Here is a 19,622-nt window from a genome sequence, read left to right as displayed (position 1 = left end):
ACGGGCCGGGTGCGAGAAAACCACTGCGGGCAGCCGCCCCACGGCATCGTTCGTCTACGGTGACTCCGTGAGCACTTGGGGGCGGAGCTATCCGTATGTGGGGCCGCCGGAGCTGAAGGCCGGGGTTGGGCCCGGTGGCGGAGGCCGCCGGATCCGTTCGGCAGCCGACTTCGCCGCCTGGGCCGCGGAGCAGTCGGCTGCGGAGGCGGCCGAGCCGTTCACCTTCGTGGTCGACGGGGAGGGCGTGCTGCGGCTCGCCCCCCGCCGAAGCGAGCATGTGGCGTGCGCGGGCGGGGAGCCGGTTCTGAGCGCCGGGGAGATCGGATTCGTCCCCGGCGCGGCCGGCCGCTGGACGGTCGGTGACGTCAGCAACCACTCGACCGGCTACTGCCCGGACGCCGGCTCGTGGCCGGCGGTCGCCCACGCGTTGGATCAGGCCGGGCTGGTACCGCCGTCCGGCTTCACCCACGAGGTGGTGTTCCGGCGCTGCCCGGACTGCCGGGAACGCACCATCGTGCGCGAGGACGACTTCGTCTGTGTGTTCTGCGGGGGCGCTCTGCCCCCGGTGTGGAACGTCTCGCCCGCCGGTGGAAGCGGTCGGTGACAGACCATGGGTGCACGCGCCGGCCCCGGCTGTGTCCGTCTGCATGTCGCGGCACGGCTCGCCACCCCAGGGGTGGCAGCTGATGTGTCAACACCGCGCCTGTCCGGGCAGCTGCATCGTCCACTCTCGCTGCTCGACGGTGTCCGGGACTGCGAGGCCGCGGGCCCGTTCGATCCGGGCCCAGGCGGTGCCGGGCTCAACGCCGTTCAGGATGAGGAGTGCGGCTGCAAGGAGCGATGAGCGTCCGATGCCGGCTCGGCAGTGGGTGACGATGTGTGCACCGTCGTGCAGCCGCTCGGCCAGCCCCTGCAGGGTGGGCAGGATCGCGGTGCGGTCGGGAACGGCGCGGTCGGGAACGGGTAGCGCGACGAACCGCAGCCCGGCGGCTTCGGCTGCCCGGGGTTCGTCTGCGAGGCCGAGTTCGTCGAGTTCGGGTGCGGTGAGCGCGCAGACCACGATGTCGACGCCGTAGTTCCTGAGCGCGGCCATCTCCTCTTCGAGCCAGTCACCGCCTCGGGGCCTGGCCATGGTGCTCAGTCGCCCAGGGCCGGGCAGGTCGACGGTGAAGAGAGCGGGTCTCATGTCAGCGGTACCTTCGGTCGGGTCGGGTCGGGTCGGGTCGGGTGATGATCACGCGGTGGCGGCTGAGGCCGAGCAGGTGCGGCGAGGATCCCCGTCGCAGCCGTAGCCGCCGGGCGGCCTTCTCGGCGAGGCACTCAGGCGGGCGGCAGCGGCACTCCGGCCGTCGTCAACGGCGGCGGCGCATCCTGCGCGCGTGCACTGCAACTCGTCCCGAGGGCGAGGATTTGGGCTGTCGCCGGAGCCTCTGGACCGTGCGGTCACAGCGGGCGGGGCCGTTCGGTGCGGCCCGCGCGCAGCGGGCGGGGGCGGCACGGCCTGCGGAGAGCGTACACCGCCATGGTCCACCGGCATCCGCGGCGGCCCGGGGCCGGACGTGGTCGATCGGTGCCTCGAAGTGGCCCATGGCGTCGAAGGCCTGATGCGCCGACCGTGACCGACGGTCTCACTGCCCACCGACGGTCCTTCAGGGCTACCGGTCACGGCCGGTTGCCGGCGACCCGGAACGACCACCGGCTTGAGCCGTCGCCGTTCGGGGCGTCTCCCGCAGGGTCAGTGCCCTGTGAGTGCTTCCAGCTGTTGGACGACCTGGTCGATGGGTGCGGTGGTGTCGATTTCGACGGTTGCGGTCGCACGGAGCAGGGGTTCGACGGTGGCCAGATGGCGGACGACGGCGTCTCGTTCACCGGGCAGTTTGCCGTAGGGGTTGTTGGTCCGCGCCGCGATCCGGGCGAGCAGCACCTCGGCAGGTGCGCTCAGCAGCGCGATGTGGTCGAACAGCGGATAGAACCGGCCCTGGTTGGTCTTGCAGCCGGCCACGAAGAGGTCGCCGTCGTTGTGGCCGCTCAGCAGGTCGATGATGGCCTGGTCACGCCAGATCCAGTCGGCGGTGCCGTCCGGCTGGGTCACCCAGTGGCTCCAGACGTCGGTGTCGGTGTCCACTGCGCGGTGCCCTCTGAGACGGAGGAAGTGGAGTGCCGTCGACTTCCCGGCACCGGACATCCCCGTGATCAGGACCTTCGCCACGGAGCGATCCTACGGGAGCCGTCACAGCCAGACACCGGCTTGGATCGAGACCCGGGAGAGCACCGACGGCGGGCGCGGGCCGTCATTCCAGCCACTTCCCGTCGCGCATGACCACCCTCCCCCGCAGTTCCGGCTCGCCGCGCCATGCGCGCACGGTTCTCGGGACCACGCGTACATAGAGGAAGGCACCCTCCTCCACCCGCGGATCCCAGCCGAACTTCCCGGCGAACGCCTCCGCTGCGTCTGCGGGCACCTCCTGGTCCGGGAAGCACTCCGCCTCGCCCTGAAGCAGCACCACGTCGAAGGTGTCCGGCAGCGCCAAGCGCACGCGCGGCTCCGTGCGGACGTTCCGCGCGGTCACCGAAGTGGCGCTGGTGCACATCCACACCGCTCGCCCGTCCCACAGGAACCACAGCGGCACCTGGTGCGGCCCGTCCTCGGGGTGAGCCGTCGACACCCATATGTCCCGCTCGGCGACGAGCCGCTCCAGAGCGTCGCGCACACGCTCCGCCGTCCCGCGACAAACGATTCCCGTGGTCTCCATGAGGATTGACCCTAGCCAAGCGGGTACGACGGCCGCCTCAGGCGCTGGACCTACGCCCGGCGACCCATCCTCAGCCCAGGCCCGGGGCGGCCGACTTGGAGGCGCGGGACGGCCCGACGTGCTCAACCGCACCCGTCTCCGGTCAGGGCCGACTCGTGATCGCACCTGGTGGAGTCGTCGGGCGGCCACGTCACATCCGGCCTCCAGCGCCGTGCCGTGCGGCGAGTGTCCTGGCGTCTGCCACCAGCTCGTCGATCCAGTCCGCGGACTCCGGTACGGCGTGGACGCCTTCCTCCACCCCCCAGCGCAGCGCGGTGAACGTCCAGCACAGTCCGCCGGTCGCCATCTGCTCCCTTACCGCGGCGGGGTCGGCCCCGGACTCCCGATCTCCCCGGTGCCCCGCTTGACGACGACCGCACGTGCTCCGGGTCCGTCGAGCCCCAGCCGCCACACCTCCGACAGTCCCCATCGGCGCAGCCGCTCACCGCGTGCGATCACCGTCCGCGGTCCCAGCGGCCCGTCCGCGACCGTCAGCCATCGCGGAAAAGTCGTTTCGGTCCCTTCGATCACTGCGGCATCATCCGCCCCCGGCACTCGTTCCCGCTGAGAATTCCCCGGAGTCCACCGTGCGCACCGGCGGGGGCCCTCCCAGGGAGTCCGGATCCCGGCGCAATCGAGGCGGCAGAGGTGGGGCCCCCGCTGTCGGGACCAGCGGGACGGGCACCCGCGCCGGCCTCACCGGCGGGCGTCACCGCCGGTAGGGTCCAGGTACGTCCTCGCCAGGGCCGGCGCAGGCGCCGAGTGCTGTCCGGCGGATCACGCGGCCGGGCCGAGGGCGGGTGCCTGGGCTGCCTCGGCTGCCTCGGCTGCGAAAATCGATGGACCGGCGGGGGCGGACCGTGGAACGGTCCGGGCATGCCGAGCGCGATCGAGTGTGCGGACTCCTCCGGATCATCCGGTTCCCTGGGGTCGTTCGAGTCCTTCGACGGGACCGCCATCAGCTGCCGACGGATCGGATCCGGGCCGCCGGTCGTCATGGTCCACAATTCCGGGGGCGGGCTGCACTCCTGGCAGCCGGTGGCCGAACGGCTCGCCGACCGGTTCGAGCTGTGGACGCCGGCCCGGCGCGGGTACGCCCCGAGCGGGCCGGGGCGGTCGCCGAAGAGCTTCGCCGACGAGGTGGGGGATCTCAGGGCGCTGATCGACAGGATCGGCCGTCCCGTGCATCTGGCCGGCTTGTCGTACGGCGCCACCGTCGCACTGCACGCCGCGGCTGCCGGGCTGCCGGTCCGATCCCTGGTGCTGTGGGAGCCGCCGCTCTACGCAGCGGGCCCGGAACTGGCGCCCGTCCTGGGCCGGTTCGAGGAGCTGACCGCGCACGGTGACCGCCGGCGGGCCGACCGGCTTCTCGCGGAGAAGGTGGCCCGCGTCCCGTCCGCGTTGCTGGATCTCATGGACGCGGGTGAGCCGGTGGACGACGAGGCCGCCGACGCCCCCGGGTGGTGCCGTGACCTGGAGTCGATGGCGGCCGACACGGTGGACGTGGCCCGCTGGTCCACCGTCACCGTACCGGTGTTGCTGATGCGAGGGGCCGACACCTGGCAGCCGATGCCGGAGAGCCTCGATCGGCTGGCGAGCGCCCTGCCGCACGTCACCGTGACCGTCTTCCTCGGCCAGATGCACTTCGCGCCGTCCGTGGTCCCCGACGCGGTGGCGGCGGAGATCGCCCGCTTCCTGTCGGGCTCCTGACTGATCCTCGGGTCGGAAGCCGCCCTTGAGCACCGCCCCGCCGGGGGTGGGGGGAGGCGGTGCCGGCAGGCCGGCCGACAGGCCGGGCGCCGGCACCGCTCCCGTCAGGCCGGAGAACTCACCGCCGCGCCGAGGTGCCGGGCGAGGAACCGAGCCGCGCTCTCGGACTCGAACCTGGGCAGCTCCTTGTGCCTGCCCGCGTTGACGTGCAACGTCTTCTCCCTGGAGGCGAAGGCGTCGAAGAGCGCCAGACCCGCCTCACGCGGGATGTGCTCGTCGTCCCACTGGAGCATGAACTCGACGGGGACGGTGATCCGCCGAGCCGTCTCAGCGAGGGCGTCGGGCCAGTGGAGGCCGAAGACCGCGGCGGTGATCCTGGGATCCGCCGCCGTCAGCGGCACCCCGATCGCGGTGCCCATGTTCAGGCCGAAGTAGCCGACCGGACCGTCCGCGCCGATCTCCGGCAGTTCCTGGAGCGCGTCCAGTGTCGCCCGCCACTCGGGTACGGCGCGTTCCGCGATATGGGCGTTGTAGCGGACGACGACGGGGCCTTCCGGTTCGCCCGCCGCCCTTGCCCGCAGCATCGCGGCGATCTCCTGCTCGTCGTGCGCCGTCCGCGGCCGGTCGCCGTGTCCGGGCGCGTCGATGCAGGCGACATGGAAGCCGCAGCCGGTCACCAGGAGGCGGGCACGGCCCGTCATCGCCGGCCACTTCTTGTGGGTGCCGCCGCCGTGGCCCATCAGCACCAGGGGTGCGCGACCGGGACCGGACGGGGGTGACCAGAGCACGCCGGGGATGTCCCCGACGGTGAAGTCGCGTTGGACGACGCCGTCGGTGGTCGTCTGCGTGGTGAACTCAACAGAGTGCATGAGGTGTTGCCTTTCGGGAGTGCCTTGGTGGGGGGCGCTCCCGGCGACACCTACGTCGATCGCCGGACCGTTACGACAGGGGGGAGCACCCATGTGGATACAGCGTTCACGGGTCTCACCTCCTCGGGCGGGGTCTCGGTCAACTGCAAGCTATCAGCCCGGCCGTGGGCCCGCCCAGCGCTTTTCCGGCGGCCGCCCGGACCTTGGGACAGCACCCCGGGGCAGCGCACCTGCGCCCTGTTCACCAGGTCTGCTCCCCGGCCCGGACGAGGATCTCGTTGACGGCGACGCGGCGGTCGCGGGTGACGATGTAGGAGACGGCGTCGGCGATGTCCTCGGGGCGCAGCAGTTCCATGCCTTCCAGCTGCCGCTCGATCGCCTGGCGGACGCCGTCACGCAGGTGGGTGCCGAGTTCGGTGTCCACGGTGCCGGGTTCGACGACGCTCACCCGCAGGCGCTGCCGGACGACCTCCTGGCGCAGGGCCTCGGTGAAGCCGTTGAGGCCGAACTTGGTCAGGTTGTAGACGGCTGTGCCGGGCCGGGCGACGCGGCCCGCGGTGGAGCTGATGTTGACCAGGTCCGCCACGCGACGCGGGGAGTCCTCGGCGGCGCGCAGGAGGTGCGGCAGAGCGGCGTGGGTGACGTAGAGCAGTCCCTGGACGTTGACCTCCAGCATGTGCTCCCACTCGTCGAGGGGGGATTCGGCCGCCGGGCCGACGCCCATGAACCCGGCGTTGTTGACGAGTGTGTCCAGGCGCCCGAGGTCGGCCACCACCTGCTCGACGGCGGCTGCGGCCTGTCGCCGGTCGGTGATGTCGGCCTCGACGACGAGGGCGGTCCCGCCGTCGGCCCGGACCTTGTCCGCCACGTCCTCAAGCCGTTCGCGCCGCCGGCCGAGGACGGCGACGGCTGCGCCCTCCATGGCGAGGCTGTGTGCGGTGGCCGCTCCGATACCGCTGCCGGCGCCGGTCACCAGCGCCACCGTGTCGTTCAGTCGTCGGCTCATGTCGTGTCCTCCGGGTGTGGGGCCGCGGCTGGGTCGGCCGGGTGGCCGGTTCCGCGGTCGAGGGGTGTGAGTGGGGATGTGGGGCAGGCACCGGGGTGCGGGCCTGCGGCCGCGCGGGCTCCGCACCGGCCGGAGGCCATCGGCGATCGGTGCCGGTGCGGTGTCCGGGCACGGCTGCTCGCGGAAGGCCGGCGACCGGGGTAGCCTCACATCCGGAACCAGTTCCGGTTACAGCCGAAACCATAAGCGGAACCAGTTCCGGTTGCAAGTGCGAGCGGAAGGACACATCGGTTGACCGGCAACGACAGGACCGCCGCAGCGCCGGCCCAGCAGGGACAGCACAGGCCGCTGCGCGCCGACGCCCAGCGCAACGAGGACCGGCTGCTCCAGGCCGCGGCGGCCGCCTTCACCCGCGACGGAGCCGGTGCATCGGTCAAGGACATCGCCCGCCAGGCCGGCGTCGGTGTCGGCACCCTCTACCGGCGCTTCCCCTCCAAGGAGCTGCTGATCGAGGCGACGTACCGCAACGAGGTGCAGCTCCTCTGCGACGCCGCCCCGGAACTCGCGGCCGCCATGCCCCCCGCCGACGCGCTCAGGGCATGGATGGAGCGCTTCATCGAGTTCATGGCCACCAAGCAGGGCATGGCCGACGCACTGCGCGTCGTCCTGACCGACGACAGCGAGCGGCTCCAGACCCGCGCCAACCTCGCCACTGCGGTCGGCCATCTCCTCTCCGCCGCCACCAGCCAGGGCGCCGCCCGGACCCAGGTCGCGGCGGCGGACGTCCTGATGGCACTCGGCGGCATCAGCCTCATCAGCGGTTCCGAGCACCGGCCAGACCTCGCCGTGAGACTCATCGACCTGCTGCTGCGCGGCATCCTGACCGGGTGACGGTCAGCGGCGACCGGCCGCGGGAGCCGGCCGCACCGGCGATCGGCCCTCCGGCCGTCAGCGGACAACGGCCCGAGTACGCGAAGCCGGTGCCCCGGAGACCGGGCTCGCGGACGGCCCGCAGCCCGTCGCACCCCCCGCTGACCCTGGCCTCGCCCTGGTACGGTGCGCGGACCGCACCGCTCGAAGAGTCGTCACGGTGCTCGACGGAAGGGACGGGCGACGATGCACGTGTCGGAGGTCCCGCGTGCGACGGCCGCGGCCATGGCCGTGGCGTCGTCCGGCGGTCTGGCAGTCGACGACGCGGTCGTTCTGCAGAACTCCAACAAACTGACGCTGCGTCTGCTGCCCTGTGACGTCGTGGCGCGGGTGGCACCCGTAGCGCACCAGGTCGCCCAGTTCGAAGTCGATCTCGCCCGGTCGCTCGCCGGGTCCGGGTGCCCGGTGGCTCTCCCGGAGCCTCGAGTGGAGCCGCGCGCCCATGAGCGTGACGGTTTCGTGGTCACGCTCTGGACCCACTACGCATCCCCGGCATCTCCGGAGATCCCCCCTGCCGACTACGCCGCCGCGCTGGCACTGCTCCATGCCGGTATGCGCGAACTGGACGTCCCGGTCCCGCACTTCACGGACCGGGTCGAGCAGGCGCAGCTCCTGGTGGCGGACCGCGACCGCACTCCGGCGCTCACCGACGCGGACCGGGAGCTGCTCGGCGGCACACTGCACGGCCTGAGGCGGACGATCGGCGAGCACGGCGCCTCCGAGCAGTTGCTGCACGGCGAGCCGCACCCGGGCAATGTGCTCACCACCAGGGACGGGCTGCTCTTCATCGACCTTGAGACCTGTTGCCGCGGGCCGGTCGAGTTCGACCTCGCCCACGCGCCCGAAGAGGTCGGCGCGCACTCTCCGGGTGCCGACCAGGGCCTGCTGCGCGAGTGCCGGATCCTCGTACTGGCGATGGTCACGGCGTGGCGCTGGGACCGGGACGACGAGTTCCCCGACGGGCGCCGGATCGGCACCGAGTGGCTCGGCCGGATCCGGGCAGCACGCGATCACGACGGGCCGCGCACCCCCGTCTGACGCCGGGCCCGGCTCAGGAGTCCCCCGGCTGCCCGTCGTGGATCTCGGCGATGTAGCCGCCGGGGAACTCGACGACGGCGCTGCCGCGACCAGCGGTACGGCGCGGTCCCCAGAGTACGGTCGCTCCGGCCGCCCTGGCCCTGGAGAGCACGGCTGCGAGATCCGCCACCCGGTACCCGGTGACCTCTCGTCCGAACGGGTAGGGCAGGTGCCCGTCGGTCACCATGACGACCGTCCTGCCGAAGGGCGCGGAGATGCTGATCCTTCGGTACGTCCTGCCGGGCAGTCCGATGGCGCCGGCGTCCGCGCTGCCGTTGTCCGACACCACCGTTCCACCGGTGAACGTCAGGTAGGAGCGGAGGAAGTCGCCGACCGCGTCGGCCGGGATGTAGACCCGGTTCTCCGGGACCGTCGCGAGCGGCCGGTACGAGGGCGCGGTGGTGTGCCAGTACAGCTGGGTGTTGATTCCGCCGGGGAACTGGATCACCGCGTCCCGGCCGATCGGGTCGGGGAACGGGGCGACGAGCAGATGCGCGCCCGCGTCCCGGGCACGCCGGATGCCGGCGTTGAAGTCCTGCAGCAGCCAGCCGGTCCGCTCGGCCCCGAACGGGTACGGGATCGGCGTCAGGAAGCCGAAGACCGACAGGGTTCCGACCGGCGAGAGGATCAGCTGGGACTTGGTCCGGCTCGGGGTGGGGGTGACGTCGACGATCGAGACTCCGGTACTGGTCCCCCCGAAGGTGGCCTTCCAGCTGGCGGTGAACGCGGCCAGCTTCCCGGGCTCGACGTACACATGCGTCGTGTCGTACTGGGGGCCGACCGCGATCCGGCTCCGGGCACTCGGGCTGCGGAGGCTCTCCGCGGAGGTGGGGGCTCCCGGAGCCGCCAGCACGCCGGCTGCGAGTGCCACGGGGAGCAGGCAGGCGAGAGCGCGGGTCTTCATAGGGAGTCCTCCCGGCCGGGGCGGGCGTCAGCGGATGCACAGGAGCGCGGTGGGGCTGCGCCTGAGTGCGGTTCCTTGCCGTCGTTGGTTCTCGGGCTGCTGCTCCGGCGCCGGTGCGACGGGCGCCGCGTCCGCCGTACGGCGGAGTGCCGGGCCGCACACCCGGCGGACGAACACTCACACAACGTAGGCATGAATGTTCGCTCACGCATCCGGAGGCGCCCGGGGACCGCCCGGGGCCGCGCGGCTCCCAGCCCCCGAGCAGGTGCGGCCCGGAGGATCCGGACGAGTGGCAGTTCCGGATGCCACGACTAGGATCCCGATTAGGAGGTTCTGCCCGCTTCTCGGAGCACCGTCCGCCGACCCAGGCACGGCGCACGGAGTCCGGCGGGGAGACGGCGCTGCCGGCACCCGGGGTGTCCGCCGCGTACCGGCAGGATCGTTCTCTCCCCCGCCGGTGGTCCCCGGGGAAGGCGACGCCGAACCCGCCGGCCGATCCCCGCACTGGATCACCGCATCAGAACCAGAGGACGTCCTGGGTCCGGGTCGGCACGACCCCGCGCCGGACTTGGTGAGAACTGACCGGAGCGGCACAGGGTGCCGCGGTCACCGACCGCCCGGAGATGCTCATGATCAACGCCATGCCCGTCGACGGCGTCACCCCGGACCCCGGCGTCCGGGAACCGGCGGACCTGGTCGTCCGCAACGGCCGCATCCACACCGGTGACCCCGCCCGGCCGGCCGCGGCGGCGCTGGCCGTCCGCGCCGGCCGCATCGTCGCGGTCGGCGACGACCAGGACGTCGCCGGCCACGTCGGGACCGGCACCCGGGTGGTCGACGCACTCAACCGCAGAGTCGTCCCGGGGCTCAACGACTCCCATCTGCATGTCATCCGCGGCGGGCTGAACTACCTGCTGGAGCTGCGCTGGGACGGCGTCCCCTCACTGCGCACCGCGCTGTGGATGCTCCGTGAACAGGCCGGACGGACGCCCGAGGGCCAGTGGGTGCGCGTGGTGGGCGGCTGGACCGGCGAGCAGTTCGCCGAGCGGCGCCTGCCCACGGTCGCGGAGCTCAACGCCGCCGCCCCGGACACCCCCGTCTTCGTGCTCCACCTGTACCAGTCGGCCATCCTCAACCGGGCAGCGGTCAGGGCGGCCGGCCTCACCAGGGACAGCGTCCCGCCTCCCGGCGGGCAGATCGTACGGGGCCATTCGGGGGAGCCCACCGGTCTGCTGCTGGCCGCCCCCGCGGCGGGGCTGCTGTACGCCGCCCTCGCCAAGGGGCCCAGGCTCGAGGACGAGGAGGAGCAGCTGGGCTCCACCCGGCACTTCCTGTCCGAGCTCAACCGGCTCGGGCTCACCAGCGCCATCGACGCGGGCGGCGGCTTCCAGAACTTCCCCGAGAACTACGGGGCCGTGATGAAGCTCGCCGAGCAGGGCCTGCTGACCATGCGCATCGCCTACCACCTCTTCCCGCAGACACCCGGCCAGGAGCTGGAGGACCTGCGGCGGTGGATCGGCATGGTCCGGCCCGGCGACGGTGACGAGTGGCTGCGGCTGAACGGTGCCGGGGAGAACCTCGCCTGGTCTCCCGCCGACTACGAGAACTTCACCGAACCCCGCCCGCTGCGGCCCCCACAGGCCGACGGCGAGCTCGAGGCGGCGGTGCGTCTGCTGCTGGACAACGGCTGGGGTTTCCGTCTGCACGCCACCTATGACGAGACCATCCGCGCGGACCTCGACGTCTTCGACAGGATCGCCGCCGACGGTGGCTTCCCCCGGGGGGTGCCGTGGTTCTTCGACCATGCGGAGACCGTGTCGGAGGCCTCCCTCGACCGGATCGCCGCGATGGGCGGGGCCCTGTCCGTCCAGAACCGGATGATGTTCCAGGGCAGCGCCTTCGCCGACCGCTACGGCGCCGCCCAGGCAGCCCACACCCCGCCCGTCCGCGCGATGCTCGACCGCGGCCTGACGGTCGCAGCCGGCACCGACGCCACCCGTGTCTCCAGCTACAACCCGTGGCTGTCGCTGGAGTGGCTGGTGCGGGGCCGCACCATCGGCGGCCGGCTGCTGGCCGCCCCGGAGAACCGGATCGACCGGGAGACGGCGCTGCACATGTACACCGCGGCCGGAGCCCGGCTCACCGGGGAGGGCGAGGTCAAGGGCGTGCTCAGGGAGGGCTGCTACGCCGACCTGGCCGTGTTGTCGGAGGACTACTTCTCGGTCCCCGAGGAGGACATCTCCCACATCGAGTCGCTGCTGACCGTCGTCGGCGGACGCATCGTCCATGCGGCCGGGGAGTTCGAGGGGCTGGCCGCCCCCCTGCCCGCCGTGGCGCCGTCCTGGAGCCCGGTGGCCTACTTCGGCGGGTACCACCGGACGATGTTCCCCAGCCCCCCGTCCGGGCTCCGCCAGGCACAGGCGGTGGTCGAGGCGGCGGCCGCCTCCGAGGAGCACCGTCAGTGGCGCGTCGTCCGCGGCTTCGCCGCCGAGAACGGCGCCCCTTCCGCCGCCGAGATCTTCGATCCCTGCTTCGTCCTGTGACCGCGCCACGCAGGGCCCCCGGCGCTCGGGCGCCGTCCGCGGCACCGGCATCCGCCCACACCCACTCGGAAGCCACACCCACTCGGAAGAAGGCAGAACACCATGGTGAACACAGCCAACGCCAAGGCCGACCCGGCGACCTCCCTGCTGTCCCCGCAGGACTGCGTCGTACTGCTGGTGGACCACCAGCCGCAGATGTTCTTCGGCACCACCAGCACCGACCGGGAGGGGATCATCAACGCCACCGTGGGGCTGGGCAAGGCCGCCAAGGTCTTCGATGTGCCGGTGGTGCTCACCACGGTCGCCGCCAGAAGCTTCTCCGGTCCCCTTCTCACCCCGCTGGCGGAACTCTTCCCCTCCGTGCGGCCCATCGACCGCACCACCATGAACTGCTGGGAGGACCAGCGGGTGGTCGACGCGGTCAAGGCGACCGGCCGCACCAGGATCGTGATGGCGGGGCTGTGGACCGAGGTGTGCATCGCACTCGCCTCACTGTCCGCCGTCGAGCAGGGCTACCGGGTGTACGTCGCCACGGACGCCTGCGGCGGTGTCTCGGTCGAGGCGCACGAGAACGCCGTCCGGCGCATGACGCAGAGCGGCGTCGTCCCCACCACATGGCTGACCACCATGCTGGAGTGGCAGCGCGACTGGGGCCGCACCCGGACGTACGACGCCGTCACCAGGGTGGTCCAGGAGCACGCCGGTGCCTACGGCCTCGGGGTCGCCTACGCTCATGCGATGATCCGCGAACCCGTCGCGGGCTGACCTCCGCCCCGCCGGCGCCGGCATCCGCCGGGCGGTCGTGGACGGCCGCCGGTCGGTGCGGCGGTCGCTGCGTCCCCCTGGGGGGTCAGCGGCGCCGGCGGGAGTATCCGTGGACGTCGGGGGTGCGCTGCACCGCCACCGCGGCGGCCGCCACACTGACCGCACTGAGCAGCAACGGCCAGCCCAGGCCGTGACGCAGCACCAGCCAGGCTCCCACCACGGCGCCGGCCAGCATCGCCAGCACCGCGGCGACCCGGCGTACGGCTCGGGGGTTGGTGCCCCCGGCGAGCGAGGAGTCGGAGGCGAGCCCGGTGACGGTCAGGGTCAGCACGGTCGTGGTGAGGTCGGGGACGGCCAGCTTGCGCACCGTCCCGTTGCGCATGCCCATGGCCACCGCCGTCAGTACGATCAGCCAGTACCGCGCCCCGGACGGGACGGCGAACGCCACCGCCGAGGCCGCCAGCAGGAGCACGGCCTCGACGGACAGCGCCCAGCGCACCCACTGGTGACGCGGGCGCTGACGCAGCGCCAGGGCCAGGCGACCGGATGCGACGGCGCCGCCGAAGAAGGCGCAGAGGGAGGCCAGGGACGCCGGCAGGGAGAAGCCCGGCGCCCCCGCCGTGGCGAAGCCGATGATCACCACGTTGCCCGTCATGTTCGCGGTGAACACATGGCCCAGCCCCAGATAGCTGATCGCATCGATGAGTCCGGTCACCACCGTCAGGGTGGTGAGCACGGCGGGCAGCGGATCGCCGTGGACCGTCCCGGGGCCCGGGCCGCGTCCGCTCGGGTGGGGGATGTTCACGGGGGACCTCCTTGCTGTGCGGCGGTGGCGGCCGGCCGCCACCGCCGATCCTGCCCGGCCCGCCGGTGCCCCGCACCGCGGGAGTCCGGACGGCCGCCCCACCGGCGCCGGGGGGAGGACCGGCGAGGTCCCGGGGAGGGCGTCCTCGTCCGGCGCTCGGACGACGCCCCGTGATCCTCGCACCCGCGGCGGGTACGGACGCATGGACTCCGTCACTCTGTGTCCGCGACCTGTCGCTGTAGTGTGGCGATACCCTGTGGCCACCGTCAGCGGGAGGGCTGGTGCGCGTCCTGATCGGCATCGTCGGGGCACTGATCGTGCTGGGGACGTTCTCCTCGGTGCTGCGGACCCTGGTGATCGCGCAGCCGACACGCTCCAGCTTCACCCGGGTACTCCACAAGGCGGTCCAGGTGCCCTTCCAGCTGCTGGCGGATCGCTGCCGCACGCCCGAGGCGAAGGACCGTGCGCTGACCCCGGTGGCGGCGGTGTCCATCCTGTTCCACCTGGTCGGGTGGCTGGCCGCCTTCTGGTTGGGCTATGCGTTGCTGCAGGCGGCGGTGAGCGGCTTCGGGGCGCCGGACGCGCTCCGGGAGACCGGGGTGGCCCTCTTCACTCTCGGCTTCGCCGGCAGCGCCCGCACGCAGCTGACCGTGCTCGACTTCTGCGCGGCCGCCACGGGGCCGATCGTCATCGGTCTGCAGGTCGGCTATCTGCCGACGCTGTACAGCGCGTACTCCCGCCGGGAGGCCGAGGTGACGATGCTGCAGGCACGGGCCGGCAGTCCGCCCTGGGGGCCGGAGATCCTCGCTCGCTACGCGCAGGTGGGGCTCACCGACAGCATCGCGGAGCTGTTCCGCAACTGGGAGCGATGGTCCGCGGAGGTGAGCGAGAGCCATACCAGCTATGTGGTCCTCAGCCGCTTCCGCTCACCGCGGCCCAACCGCAACTGGATCGTCTCCCTGCTGGCCGTCATGGACGCCGCGGCGATGCATCTCGCCCTCAATCCCGGCCGCCCCCAGGCCGAGGCACGGCTGGCGTTGCGCGCCGGCTTCGTCTGCCTGCGCGACATCGCCGACGTCTGGCATCTCCCCTATGATCCCGACCCCTCGCCCGACGCGCCCATCCGCCTGACGTACGACGAGTTCGCGGCGGGTGTCGCCCACGCCGCCGCCAACGGCTACCCCTGCGAACGCACCCCCGAGGAGGCGTGGCCGCACTTCCGCGGCTGGCGCACCAACTACGAACACCTCGCCTACCGCTTCGCCTACCTCCTCGACGTGGTCCCGGCACCGTGGTCCGGCCCGCGCCGCACCCTCTCCGAGGTCGTCGCGCCCACCACCCCGGTCGACCGCAGGCCGGACGTCACTCACTGAACCCCGGACGCCCGCGCCGCCGGCCGCCGTTCGGCGCCCGGCGGCGGGGCGGTCCCGGGGCCGGTCAGCCCTGGCGCAGCGCGGGCATCGGCACCGGGATCGAGTAGGCGGTGGCGCCGGCTCCGACGCCGCCCTCACAGCTGTTGGGCGGGGCGGTGGTGACGCCCCGGGTGGACGGTCGCTCGGCGGCCCAGAACATGTAGCCGAGCAGACCGGTGGAGGTCCCGGCGCCGTTGGGTGCGGCGTTCTGCAGCCAGCTGCCGGTGGAGTTCTGCAGCGACGAGGAGAAGTTGGTGCACTCGGGCCGCACCTGGGAGCCCTCGGCGATGTAGAGGCTGCCCGTGAACTTGGCGGGGGCGAGCGGTGGGATCGCCGGGCTGTAGTTGGACTTGCCGTCGAGGTGCTCCTGCCAGTTGGACTCGGCGGTGGCGGCGCTGGGCTGCTTGCTGGGCACCATGGCGTTGGCGTAGTCGAGCACGGGCTTGGCGGTGGTGAGCCAGTTGGCGGTGGCGTACTGGTCGAGGGCGATGAGCCAGCGGTCGCCGGCGGCCACGTCGATGGTGAGCCGGGCGGTCGGGTCGGCACCGGAGGCGTCGTACGGGTGGGCCGCACGGTAGGCGTCGATGAAGGCCTGCAGGCCGGTGGTGTTCGGGGAGGAGCTCTGCTCGTAGTCGATCTCGATGCCGACGCCGAGCTGCGAGGCGAGCGCGGCGGCCTTCTGGCCGAGCAGGGTGGGGTTCTGCGCCAGGGCGGTGTTCCAGTCGTCGGTGTAGGTGATGCCGCCGATGGAGAGCATCACGCGGATGCCGTGGCTGGTGAAGTAGTTGACCACGGCGGAGTTCATGCCGATGGGCACGCCGTTGCTGTGTGCGCCGTCGGTCGTTCCGTTGAGCAGGGTGAGCGGGTTGACGAAGCTGAGCACCACCAGGTTGACCGAGGGCCGGCCGTCGCCGCGGTCGATCAGCCAGTGGTTCTTCTGGTCGAAGTCGGCCATGTCCCGGACGGTCGCCCAGGTGCAGGCGTCGTCGCTGCAGTGCCAGGCGCCGTAGACCTGGATCGGTCCGGCCGTGGCCGCGTCGGCCGGTACCGCTACGGGCCCCGCCGCAGCGGCTGCCACCAGGGCGGCCACGGCCGCGGCTGATCTGAGTCTTCCTCTGAGCACGCGCATGGACGCCTCCCGGCGATGGGGCGGGATGAGGATCTACGACACGGTGGCGTGTTGATCAGCCACTGTCAATACATTGGTCCATACCTCTTGCCCGTCCCGCCGTTGGGCGCCCTGCTCCCGCAACGGCGGGGGCAGGGCCCCGGCCGTACGCCCGCGCCGTCGTACCGCCGCGCGGTCCGGCCACGATCCACCGGTGCCGGCGGACCCGGCGCTCGCGGTCTCCGACGGGCGTGCACGTCCCGGCATCGCACCGGCGAGCCGGATCGCGTCGGCGTCAAACCCGGTGCAAGGGACCGGTGCGCCGATAGGGTTGGCGGGTGGCCGAGTCCTCGTACCTGCGCTACCCGCATGTCGCACGCGATCTGATCACCTTCGCGGCCGAGGACGACATCTGGCTCGCCTCGCTGAGCGAGGCGGCGGACGGCCGCGGCACCCGAGCGTGGCGGCTGACTGCCGACCAGGTCCCGGTGCTGCACCCGCGGCTGAACCCGTCGGCCACGCACGTCGCCTGGACCTCGACCCGCGACGGCACCCGGTCGCTGCACCGCCGCGCCCCGCGCGAGGCGCTTGCGGTGCCGGTGGAGGGCGGCCCGGCCCGGCGGCTCACCTACTGGGGCGACCGGTTCGCGACGGTCCGCGGCTGGGTCGGCGACGACGAGGTGCTCGTGCTCAGCGGAGCCGGCCGGCCCGCCAGCATGCAGACCTGGGCGTTCGCCGTACCGCTTCGCGGACCGGCCCGACGGCTCGACCACGGCCCGGTGGGCGACGTCTCGGTACGCGAAGGCGCTGTGCTGGTGGGCTCCGCCATGAACTTCGAGCCGGCCGACCCGGCGGAGTGGAAGCAGTACCGCGGCGGTGCCGGTGGCAGGATCTGGTACTCGCCGGACGGCGCACGGTACTCGCGGATCCTCGCCGAGGTGGGTGACAACCTGGTGAATCCGATGTTCGTCGGGCCCCGGGTGGTGTTCCTCTCGGACCACGAGGGCACCGGCGCGCTGTACTCGGCACTCCCGGACGGCTCCGGTCTGCGCCGTCACACCGCCCTCGGCGAGTACTACGCCCGGCACGCGACGACCGACGGCGGGCGCGTGGTCTACCAGCAGGCCGGGGAGATCTGGATGCTCCCGTCGCTGGACGCCGGGCCGGTGCGGCTGGACATCCGGCTGCACGGCGACCGCTCGGGACGAGCCCCCCACCCGGTGACGGCGAGGTCGCAGCTGCGCTCGTTCACCCTGGACTCCCACGGCCTCGCCGTCGCCGCCGAGGTGCGCGGCACCGTGCACTGGCTGCCCGGCCGTGACGGGACGGCCCGGGCACTGCTCGCCGAGCCGGGTGTGCGCGGCCGGATCCCGGTGATCATCCCGGGCCGGGAGGCCGTCGCCTGCGCGTCGGACCGCGGGGGCGAGGACGGTCTGGACGTGATTCCCGCCGACGGTTCGCCGCCGAGGCGGATCGGGCACGGCGAGTTCGGCCGGATCCTCGAACTGGCCGTGTCCCCGGACGGGCGCCTGGCCGCCCTGGCATGCGCCGACGGCCGGCTCCTGACGGTGGCTCTGGACGGCGAGCCGGTCGTCACCGAGCTCGCGCGCAGCACCAACGAGGAGGTCTCAGGTCTGGCGTTCTCGCCCGACTCCGCACTGCTCGCCTGGTCGCAGCCGTGGCGTCCCGAGCGCCGGGGCTCGCAGATCCGGCTGGCCCGGCTGGCCGACGGCACCGTCACCGACGTGACCCCGCGCCGGTTCGACGACACCTCGCCGGCGTTCACCCTGGACGGCAGGTATCTGGTGTTCCTGTCGAACCGGGCCTTCGACCCGGTCTATGACGCGCACACCCTTGACCTGGGGTTCCTGCCCGGCGTCCGGCCCTACCTGGTGACGCTGTCGGCCACGACCCCGTCGCCGTTCGCCCCGCGGTCGGACGGCCGTCCGGCGGCGCCCGGGGGTCCCGGGCCGCTCCGCGCGACCGGAGTCACGGAGGCGGAGCTGCGGGCGGTCGACCTGGACGTCGCCGGGCTGGCGGACCGGATCGTGCCGTTCCCCGTGGCGGCCGGACGCTTTGAGAAGCTCCGTGCGGCCCGGGACGGCGTCGTATGGCTGGATCTGCCGCGCCCCGGGGAGCTGGGCGAGGCCGCGATCGGCGCCGACGAGGAGCGCCCGGTCCGGCTGGTCCGCTACGACCTGGCCCGGTGCAGACGCTCGGTCGAGGCCGAGGGCCTGGGCGACTACGCGGTCTCCGCAGACGGGACTCGGCTGGCCTATCGCACCGGGGGGTCGCTGGAGATCAGGCCCGTCGGCGGCTCCGGTGGGGAGGCGGTCGGCGTCGACCTGGACCGGATCCGGGTCACGGTCGATCCGCCGGCCGAGTGGCGGCAGATGTACCACGAGACCTGGCGGCTGATGCGGGACAACTTCTGGCGCGCCGACATGGCCGGAGTGGACTGGGCGGCGATGGGCGACCGCTACCGGCCGCTGCTCGACCGCATCGGCTGCGCCGACGACCTCCACGACGTCCTGCGGGAGCTGCAGGGCGAGACCCGCACCTCGCACACCGGGGTCCTGCCGCCGAGCCCGGGCGGTGACCCGGCGACCGCTCAGGGCCTGCTCGGCGCCGACCTCGAACCCACCCGGGACGGCAGCTGGCGGATCGTGCGCATCCTGCCCGGCGAGTCGTCGGTGACGGGCGCGCGCTCCCCGCTGGCCGCCCCGGGGGTCGCCGCGGCGCCGGGCGATGCCGTCGTCGCAGTGGACGGGCAGCCGGTGGACCCGGACCTCGGCCCGAACGCGCTGCTGGTCGGCAAGGCCGACAGGCCGGTCGAGCTGACTCTCCGGCGCGACGGGGCGGACCGGCGGGCCCTGGTGGTTCCGCTGGCCACCGAGCACGCGACCCGCTACCACGACCAGGTCGCCCGGCAGCGGGCCGCGGTCCGGGAGGCGTCCGGCGGACGGCTGGGCTATCTGCACATCCTGGGCACCAACCCCGCGGGCTGGGCGGAGCTGCACCGGGACCTGTACACCGAGTCCCAGCGGGACGGCCTCATCGTCGACGTGCGCAACAGCCAGGGCGGCGACGCTTCGCACCTGATCGCGGAGAAGCTCGCCCGGCGCGTCATCGGCTGGTCCATGGCCCGGTACGAGGAGCCGCTGAGCTACCCGTCCGAGGCACCACGCGGGCCGATCGTGGCGATCAGCAACGAGTACGCGAGCTCCGGCGGCGACATCGTGACCCAGGCCCTGAAGTCCTACCGCATCGCGACCGTGGTCGGCACCCGCACCTGGGGCGGTGTGATCAGCTGCTACTTCAACGAGCTGGTCGACGGCACCCTGGTGACCCAGCCGACGTCCGCCCTGTGGTTCGCCGACGCCGGCTGGACGGTGGACAACCACGGGGTGGATCCGGATGTCGAGGTGGCCGTCGCGCCGCACGACTGGGCGGCCGGCCGCGATCCGCAGCTGGAGACCGCCGTCCGGCTGGCGCTGCGGGCGCTGGAGGGGAGCAGGCCAGCAGCTCCGCCCACCGACTGACCGGGCGGCTCCCCGATCGCTCCCGCGGACGTCCGGGGCGTCCACCCGGCAGGCCAGGCCGGCCGCGGACGGAGCCGCTGCCCGGGCGTCGGGCCGGGCCGCCGGTCCGGCGGGAACGCGGGCGGGCCGCCGGGTCTCCCCGGCGGCCCTCCCCCCGCT

At 72.9% G+C, this 19,622-nt stretch carries 17 protein-coding genes; 8 read left to right on the top strand and 9 right to left on the bottom strand.

All coding sequences use genetic code 11. From position 1 onward, the window contains the following. Positions 1-67 precede the first annotated feature (67 nt). On the top strand, positions 68-604 hold the full coding sequence (locus AOK09_RS25550) for a hypothetical protein (RefSeq protein WP_055589592.1): 537 nt from the start codon (positions 68-70) through the stop codon (positions 602-604). 87 nt (positions 605-691) lie between these two features. Here AOK09_RS25550 and AOK09_RS25545 read toward each other — a convergent pair whose 3' ends face one another. From AOK09_RS25545 to AOK09_RS40420, 4 genes are all read right to left on the bottom strand, one after another. Then, positions 692-1,186 carry a phosphatase domain-containing putative toxin gene (locus AOK09_RS25545; protein ID WP_055589591.1) on the bottom strand — a complete coding sequence of 165 codons (495 nt, stop codon included), beginning with the start codon at positions 1,184-1,186 and terminating at the stop codon, positions 692-694. Between the two features lie 549 nt (positions 1,187-1,735). Beyond that, positions 1,736-2,209 (bottom strand): AAA family ATPase, encoded by a 474-nt coding sequence (locus AOK09_RS25540; RefSeq protein ID WP_245687477.1) that lies wholly within the window; start codon positions 2,207-2,209, stop codon positions 1,736-1,738. An 82-nt stretch (positions 2,210-2,291) separates the two neighbouring features. Beyond that, entirely contained in the window at positions 2,292-2,753 is a 462-nt protein-coding gene (locus tag AOK09_RS25535; RefSeq protein WP_055589590.1) for a pyridoxamine 5'-phosphate oxidase family protein, read from the bottom strand. A 190-nt stretch (positions 2,754-2,943) separates the two neighbouring features. Then, complete coding sequence (locus tag AOK09_RS40420; RefSeq protein ID WP_157876035.1) at positions 2,944-3,099, bottom strand: hypothetical protein; 156 nt, start codon at positions 3,097-3,099, stop codon at positions 2,944-2,946. Between the two features lie 569 nt (positions 3,100-3,668). Between AOK09_RS40420 and AOK09_RS25530 the strand changes: the two genes are divergently transcribed. After that, positions 3,669-4,502, top strand: a complete 834-nt coding sequence (locus tag AOK09_RS25530) for an alpha/beta fold hydrolase (protein ID WP_055589589.1) — start codon at positions 3,669-3,671, stop codon at positions 4,500-4,502. Positions 4,503-4,606: 104 nt separating this feature from the next. On the opposite strand, the gene AOK09_RS25525 is transcribed toward AOK09_RS25530, so the two are convergent. Both AOK09_RS25525 and AOK09_RS25520 read right to left on the bottom strand, forming a co-directional pair. After that, on the bottom strand, positions 4,607-5,371 hold the full coding sequence (locus AOK09_RS25525) for a dienelactone hydrolase family protein (protein ID WP_055589588.1): 765 nt from the start codon (positions 5,369-5,371) through the stop codon (positions 4,607-4,609). A gap of 241 nt (positions 5,372-5,612) precedes the next feature. Next, positions 5,613-6,377, bottom strand: a complete 765-nt coding sequence (locus AOK09_RS25520; protein WP_055589587.1) for an SDR family NAD(P)-dependent oxidoreductase — start codon at positions 6,375-6,377, stop codon at positions 5,613-5,615. Between the two features lie 291 nt (positions 6,378-6,668). Here AOK09_RS25520 and AOK09_RS25515 point away from each other — a divergent pair, with 291 nt between their 5' ends. Together AOK09_RS25515 and AOK09_RS25510 are read left to right on the top strand one after the other, a co-directional pair. Further along, entirely contained in the window at positions 6,669-7,268 is a 600-nt protein-coding gene (locus AOK09_RS25515) for a TetR/AcrR family transcriptional regulator (protein WP_055589586.1), read from the top strand. A 225-nt stretch (positions 7,269-7,493) separates the two neighbouring features. Next, on the top strand, positions 7,494-8,345 hold the full coding sequence (locus AOK09_RS25510; RefSeq protein ID WP_055589585.1) for a phosphotransferase: 852 nt from the start codon (positions 7,494-7,496) through the stop codon (positions 8,343-8,345). 13 nt (positions 8,346-8,358) lie between these two features. Here AOK09_RS25510 and AOK09_RS25505 read toward each other — a convergent pair whose 3' ends face one another. Continuing rightward, positions 8,359-9,288, bottom strand: coding sequence for a VOC family protein (locus tag AOK09_RS25505; protein WP_055589584.1), 930 nt, complete (start codon positions 9,286-9,288; stop codon positions 8,359-8,361). Positions 9,289-9,917: 629 nt separating this feature from the next. Here AOK09_RS25505 and AOK09_RS25500 point away from each other — a divergent pair. Together AOK09_RS25500 and AOK09_RS25495 are read left to right on the top strand one after the other, a co-directional pair. Then, the gene (locus AOK09_RS25500; RefSeq protein WP_175609341.1) at positions 9,918-11,831 is read left to right on the top strand and encodes an amidohydrolase; all 1,914 of its coding nucleotides are present in this window, start codon (positions 9,918-9,920) and stop codon (positions 11,829-11,831) included. A gap of 102 nt (positions 11,832-11,933) precedes the next feature. Beyond that, on the top strand, positions 11,934-12,596 hold the full coding sequence (locus tag AOK09_RS25495) for a hydrolase (protein ID WP_055589583.1): 663 nt from the start codon (positions 11,934-11,936) through the stop codon (positions 12,594-12,596). An 85-nt stretch (positions 12,597-12,681) separates the two neighbouring features. Here AOK09_RS25495 and AOK09_RS25490 read toward each other — a convergent pair whose 3' ends face one another. Continuing rightward, entirely contained in the window at positions 12,682-13,401 is a 720-nt protein-coding gene (locus tag AOK09_RS25490; protein ID WP_055589582.1) for a YoaK family protein, read from the bottom strand. Between the two features lie 281 nt (positions 13,402-13,682). On the opposite strand from AOK09_RS25490, the gene AOK09_RS25485 reads away from it, so the two are divergent. Next, positions 13,683-14,774, top strand: a complete 1,092-nt coding sequence (locus AOK09_RS25485; RefSeq protein ID WP_055589581.1) for a hypothetical protein — start codon at positions 13,683-13,685, stop codon at positions 14,772-14,774. Between the two features lie 64 nt (positions 14,775-14,838). Here AOK09_RS25485 and AOK09_RS25480 read toward each other — a convergent pair whose 3' ends face one another. Then, positions 14,839-15,942 carry a glycoside hydrolase family 18 protein gene (locus tag AOK09_RS25480; protein ID WP_055589580.1) on the bottom strand — a complete coding sequence of 368 codons (1,104 nt, stop codon included), beginning with the start codon at positions 15,940-15,942 and terminating at the stop codon, positions 14,839-14,841. A 317-nt stretch (positions 15,943-16,259) separates the two neighbouring features. On the opposite strand from AOK09_RS25480, the gene AOK09_RS25475 reads away from it, so the two are divergent. Continuing rightward, positions 16,260-19,463: a S41 family peptidase gene (locus tag AOK09_RS25475; RefSeq protein ID WP_055589579.1), complete on the top strand. Its 3,204-nt coding sequence runs from the start codon at positions 16,260-16,262 to the stop codon at positions 19,461-19,463. Positions 19,464-19,622 lie beyond the last annotated feature (159 nt).

It is taken from the genome of Peterkaempfera griseoplana, from assembly GCF_001418575.1.
GTDB classification, from domain to species: Bacteria; Actinomycetota; Actinomycetes; order Streptomycetales; family Streptomycetaceae; genus Peterkaempfera; species Peterkaempfera griseoplana.
The sequence above is the reverse complement of the archived record's forward strand: the minus strand, read 5'-3'. Positions and strand labels throughout refer to the sequence as shown.

Excerpts from the sequence above, each read along its gene's own strand:
- AOK09_RS25545 (WP_055589591.1), bottom strand. The coding sequence starts at position 1,186 with ATGAGACCCGCTCTCTTCACCGTCGACCTGCCCGGCCCTGGGCGACTG.
- AOK09_RS25525 (WP_055589588.1), bottom strand. The coding sequence starts at position 5,371 with ATGCACTCTGTTGAGTTCACCACGCAGACGACCACCGACGGCGTCGTC.
- AOK09_RS25530 (WP_055589589.1), top strand. The coding sequence starts at position 3,669 with ATGCCGAGCGCGATCGAGTGTGCGGACTCCTCCGGATCATCCGGTTCC.
- AOK09_RS25495 (WP_055589583.1), top strand. The coding sequence starts at position 11,934 with ATGGTGAACACAGCCAACGCCAAGGCCGACCCGGCGACCTCCCTGCTG.
- AOK09_RS25505 (WP_055589584.1), bottom strand. The coding sequence starts at position 9,288 with ATGAAGACCCGCGCTCTCGCCTGCCTGCTCCCCGTGGCACTCGCAGCC.
- AOK09_RS25520 (WP_055589587.1), bottom strand. The coding sequence starts at position 6,377 with ATGAGCCGACGACTGAACGACACGGTGGCGCTGGTGACCGGCGCCGGC.
- AOK09_RS25500 (WP_175609341.1), top strand. The coding sequence starts at position 9,918 with ATGATCAACGCCATGCCCGTCGACGGCGTCACCCCGGACCCCGGCGTC.
- AOK09_RS25535 (WP_055589590.1), bottom strand. The coding sequence starts at position 2,753 with ATGGAGACCACGGGAATCGTTTGTCGCGGGACGGCGGAGCGTGTGCGC.
- AOK09_RS40420 (WP_157876035.1), bottom strand. The coding sequence starts at position 3,099 with ATGGCGACCGGCGGACTGTGCTGGACGTTCACCGCGCTGCGCTGGGGG.
- AOK09_RS25480 (WP_055589580.1), bottom strand. The coding sequence starts at position 15,942 with ATGCGCGTGCTCAGAGGAAGACTCAGATCAGCCGCGGCCGTGGCCGCC.
- AOK09_RS25510 (WP_055589585.1), top strand. The coding sequence starts at position 7,494 with ATGCACGTGTCGGAGGTCCCGCGTGCGACGGCCGCGGCCATGGCCGTG.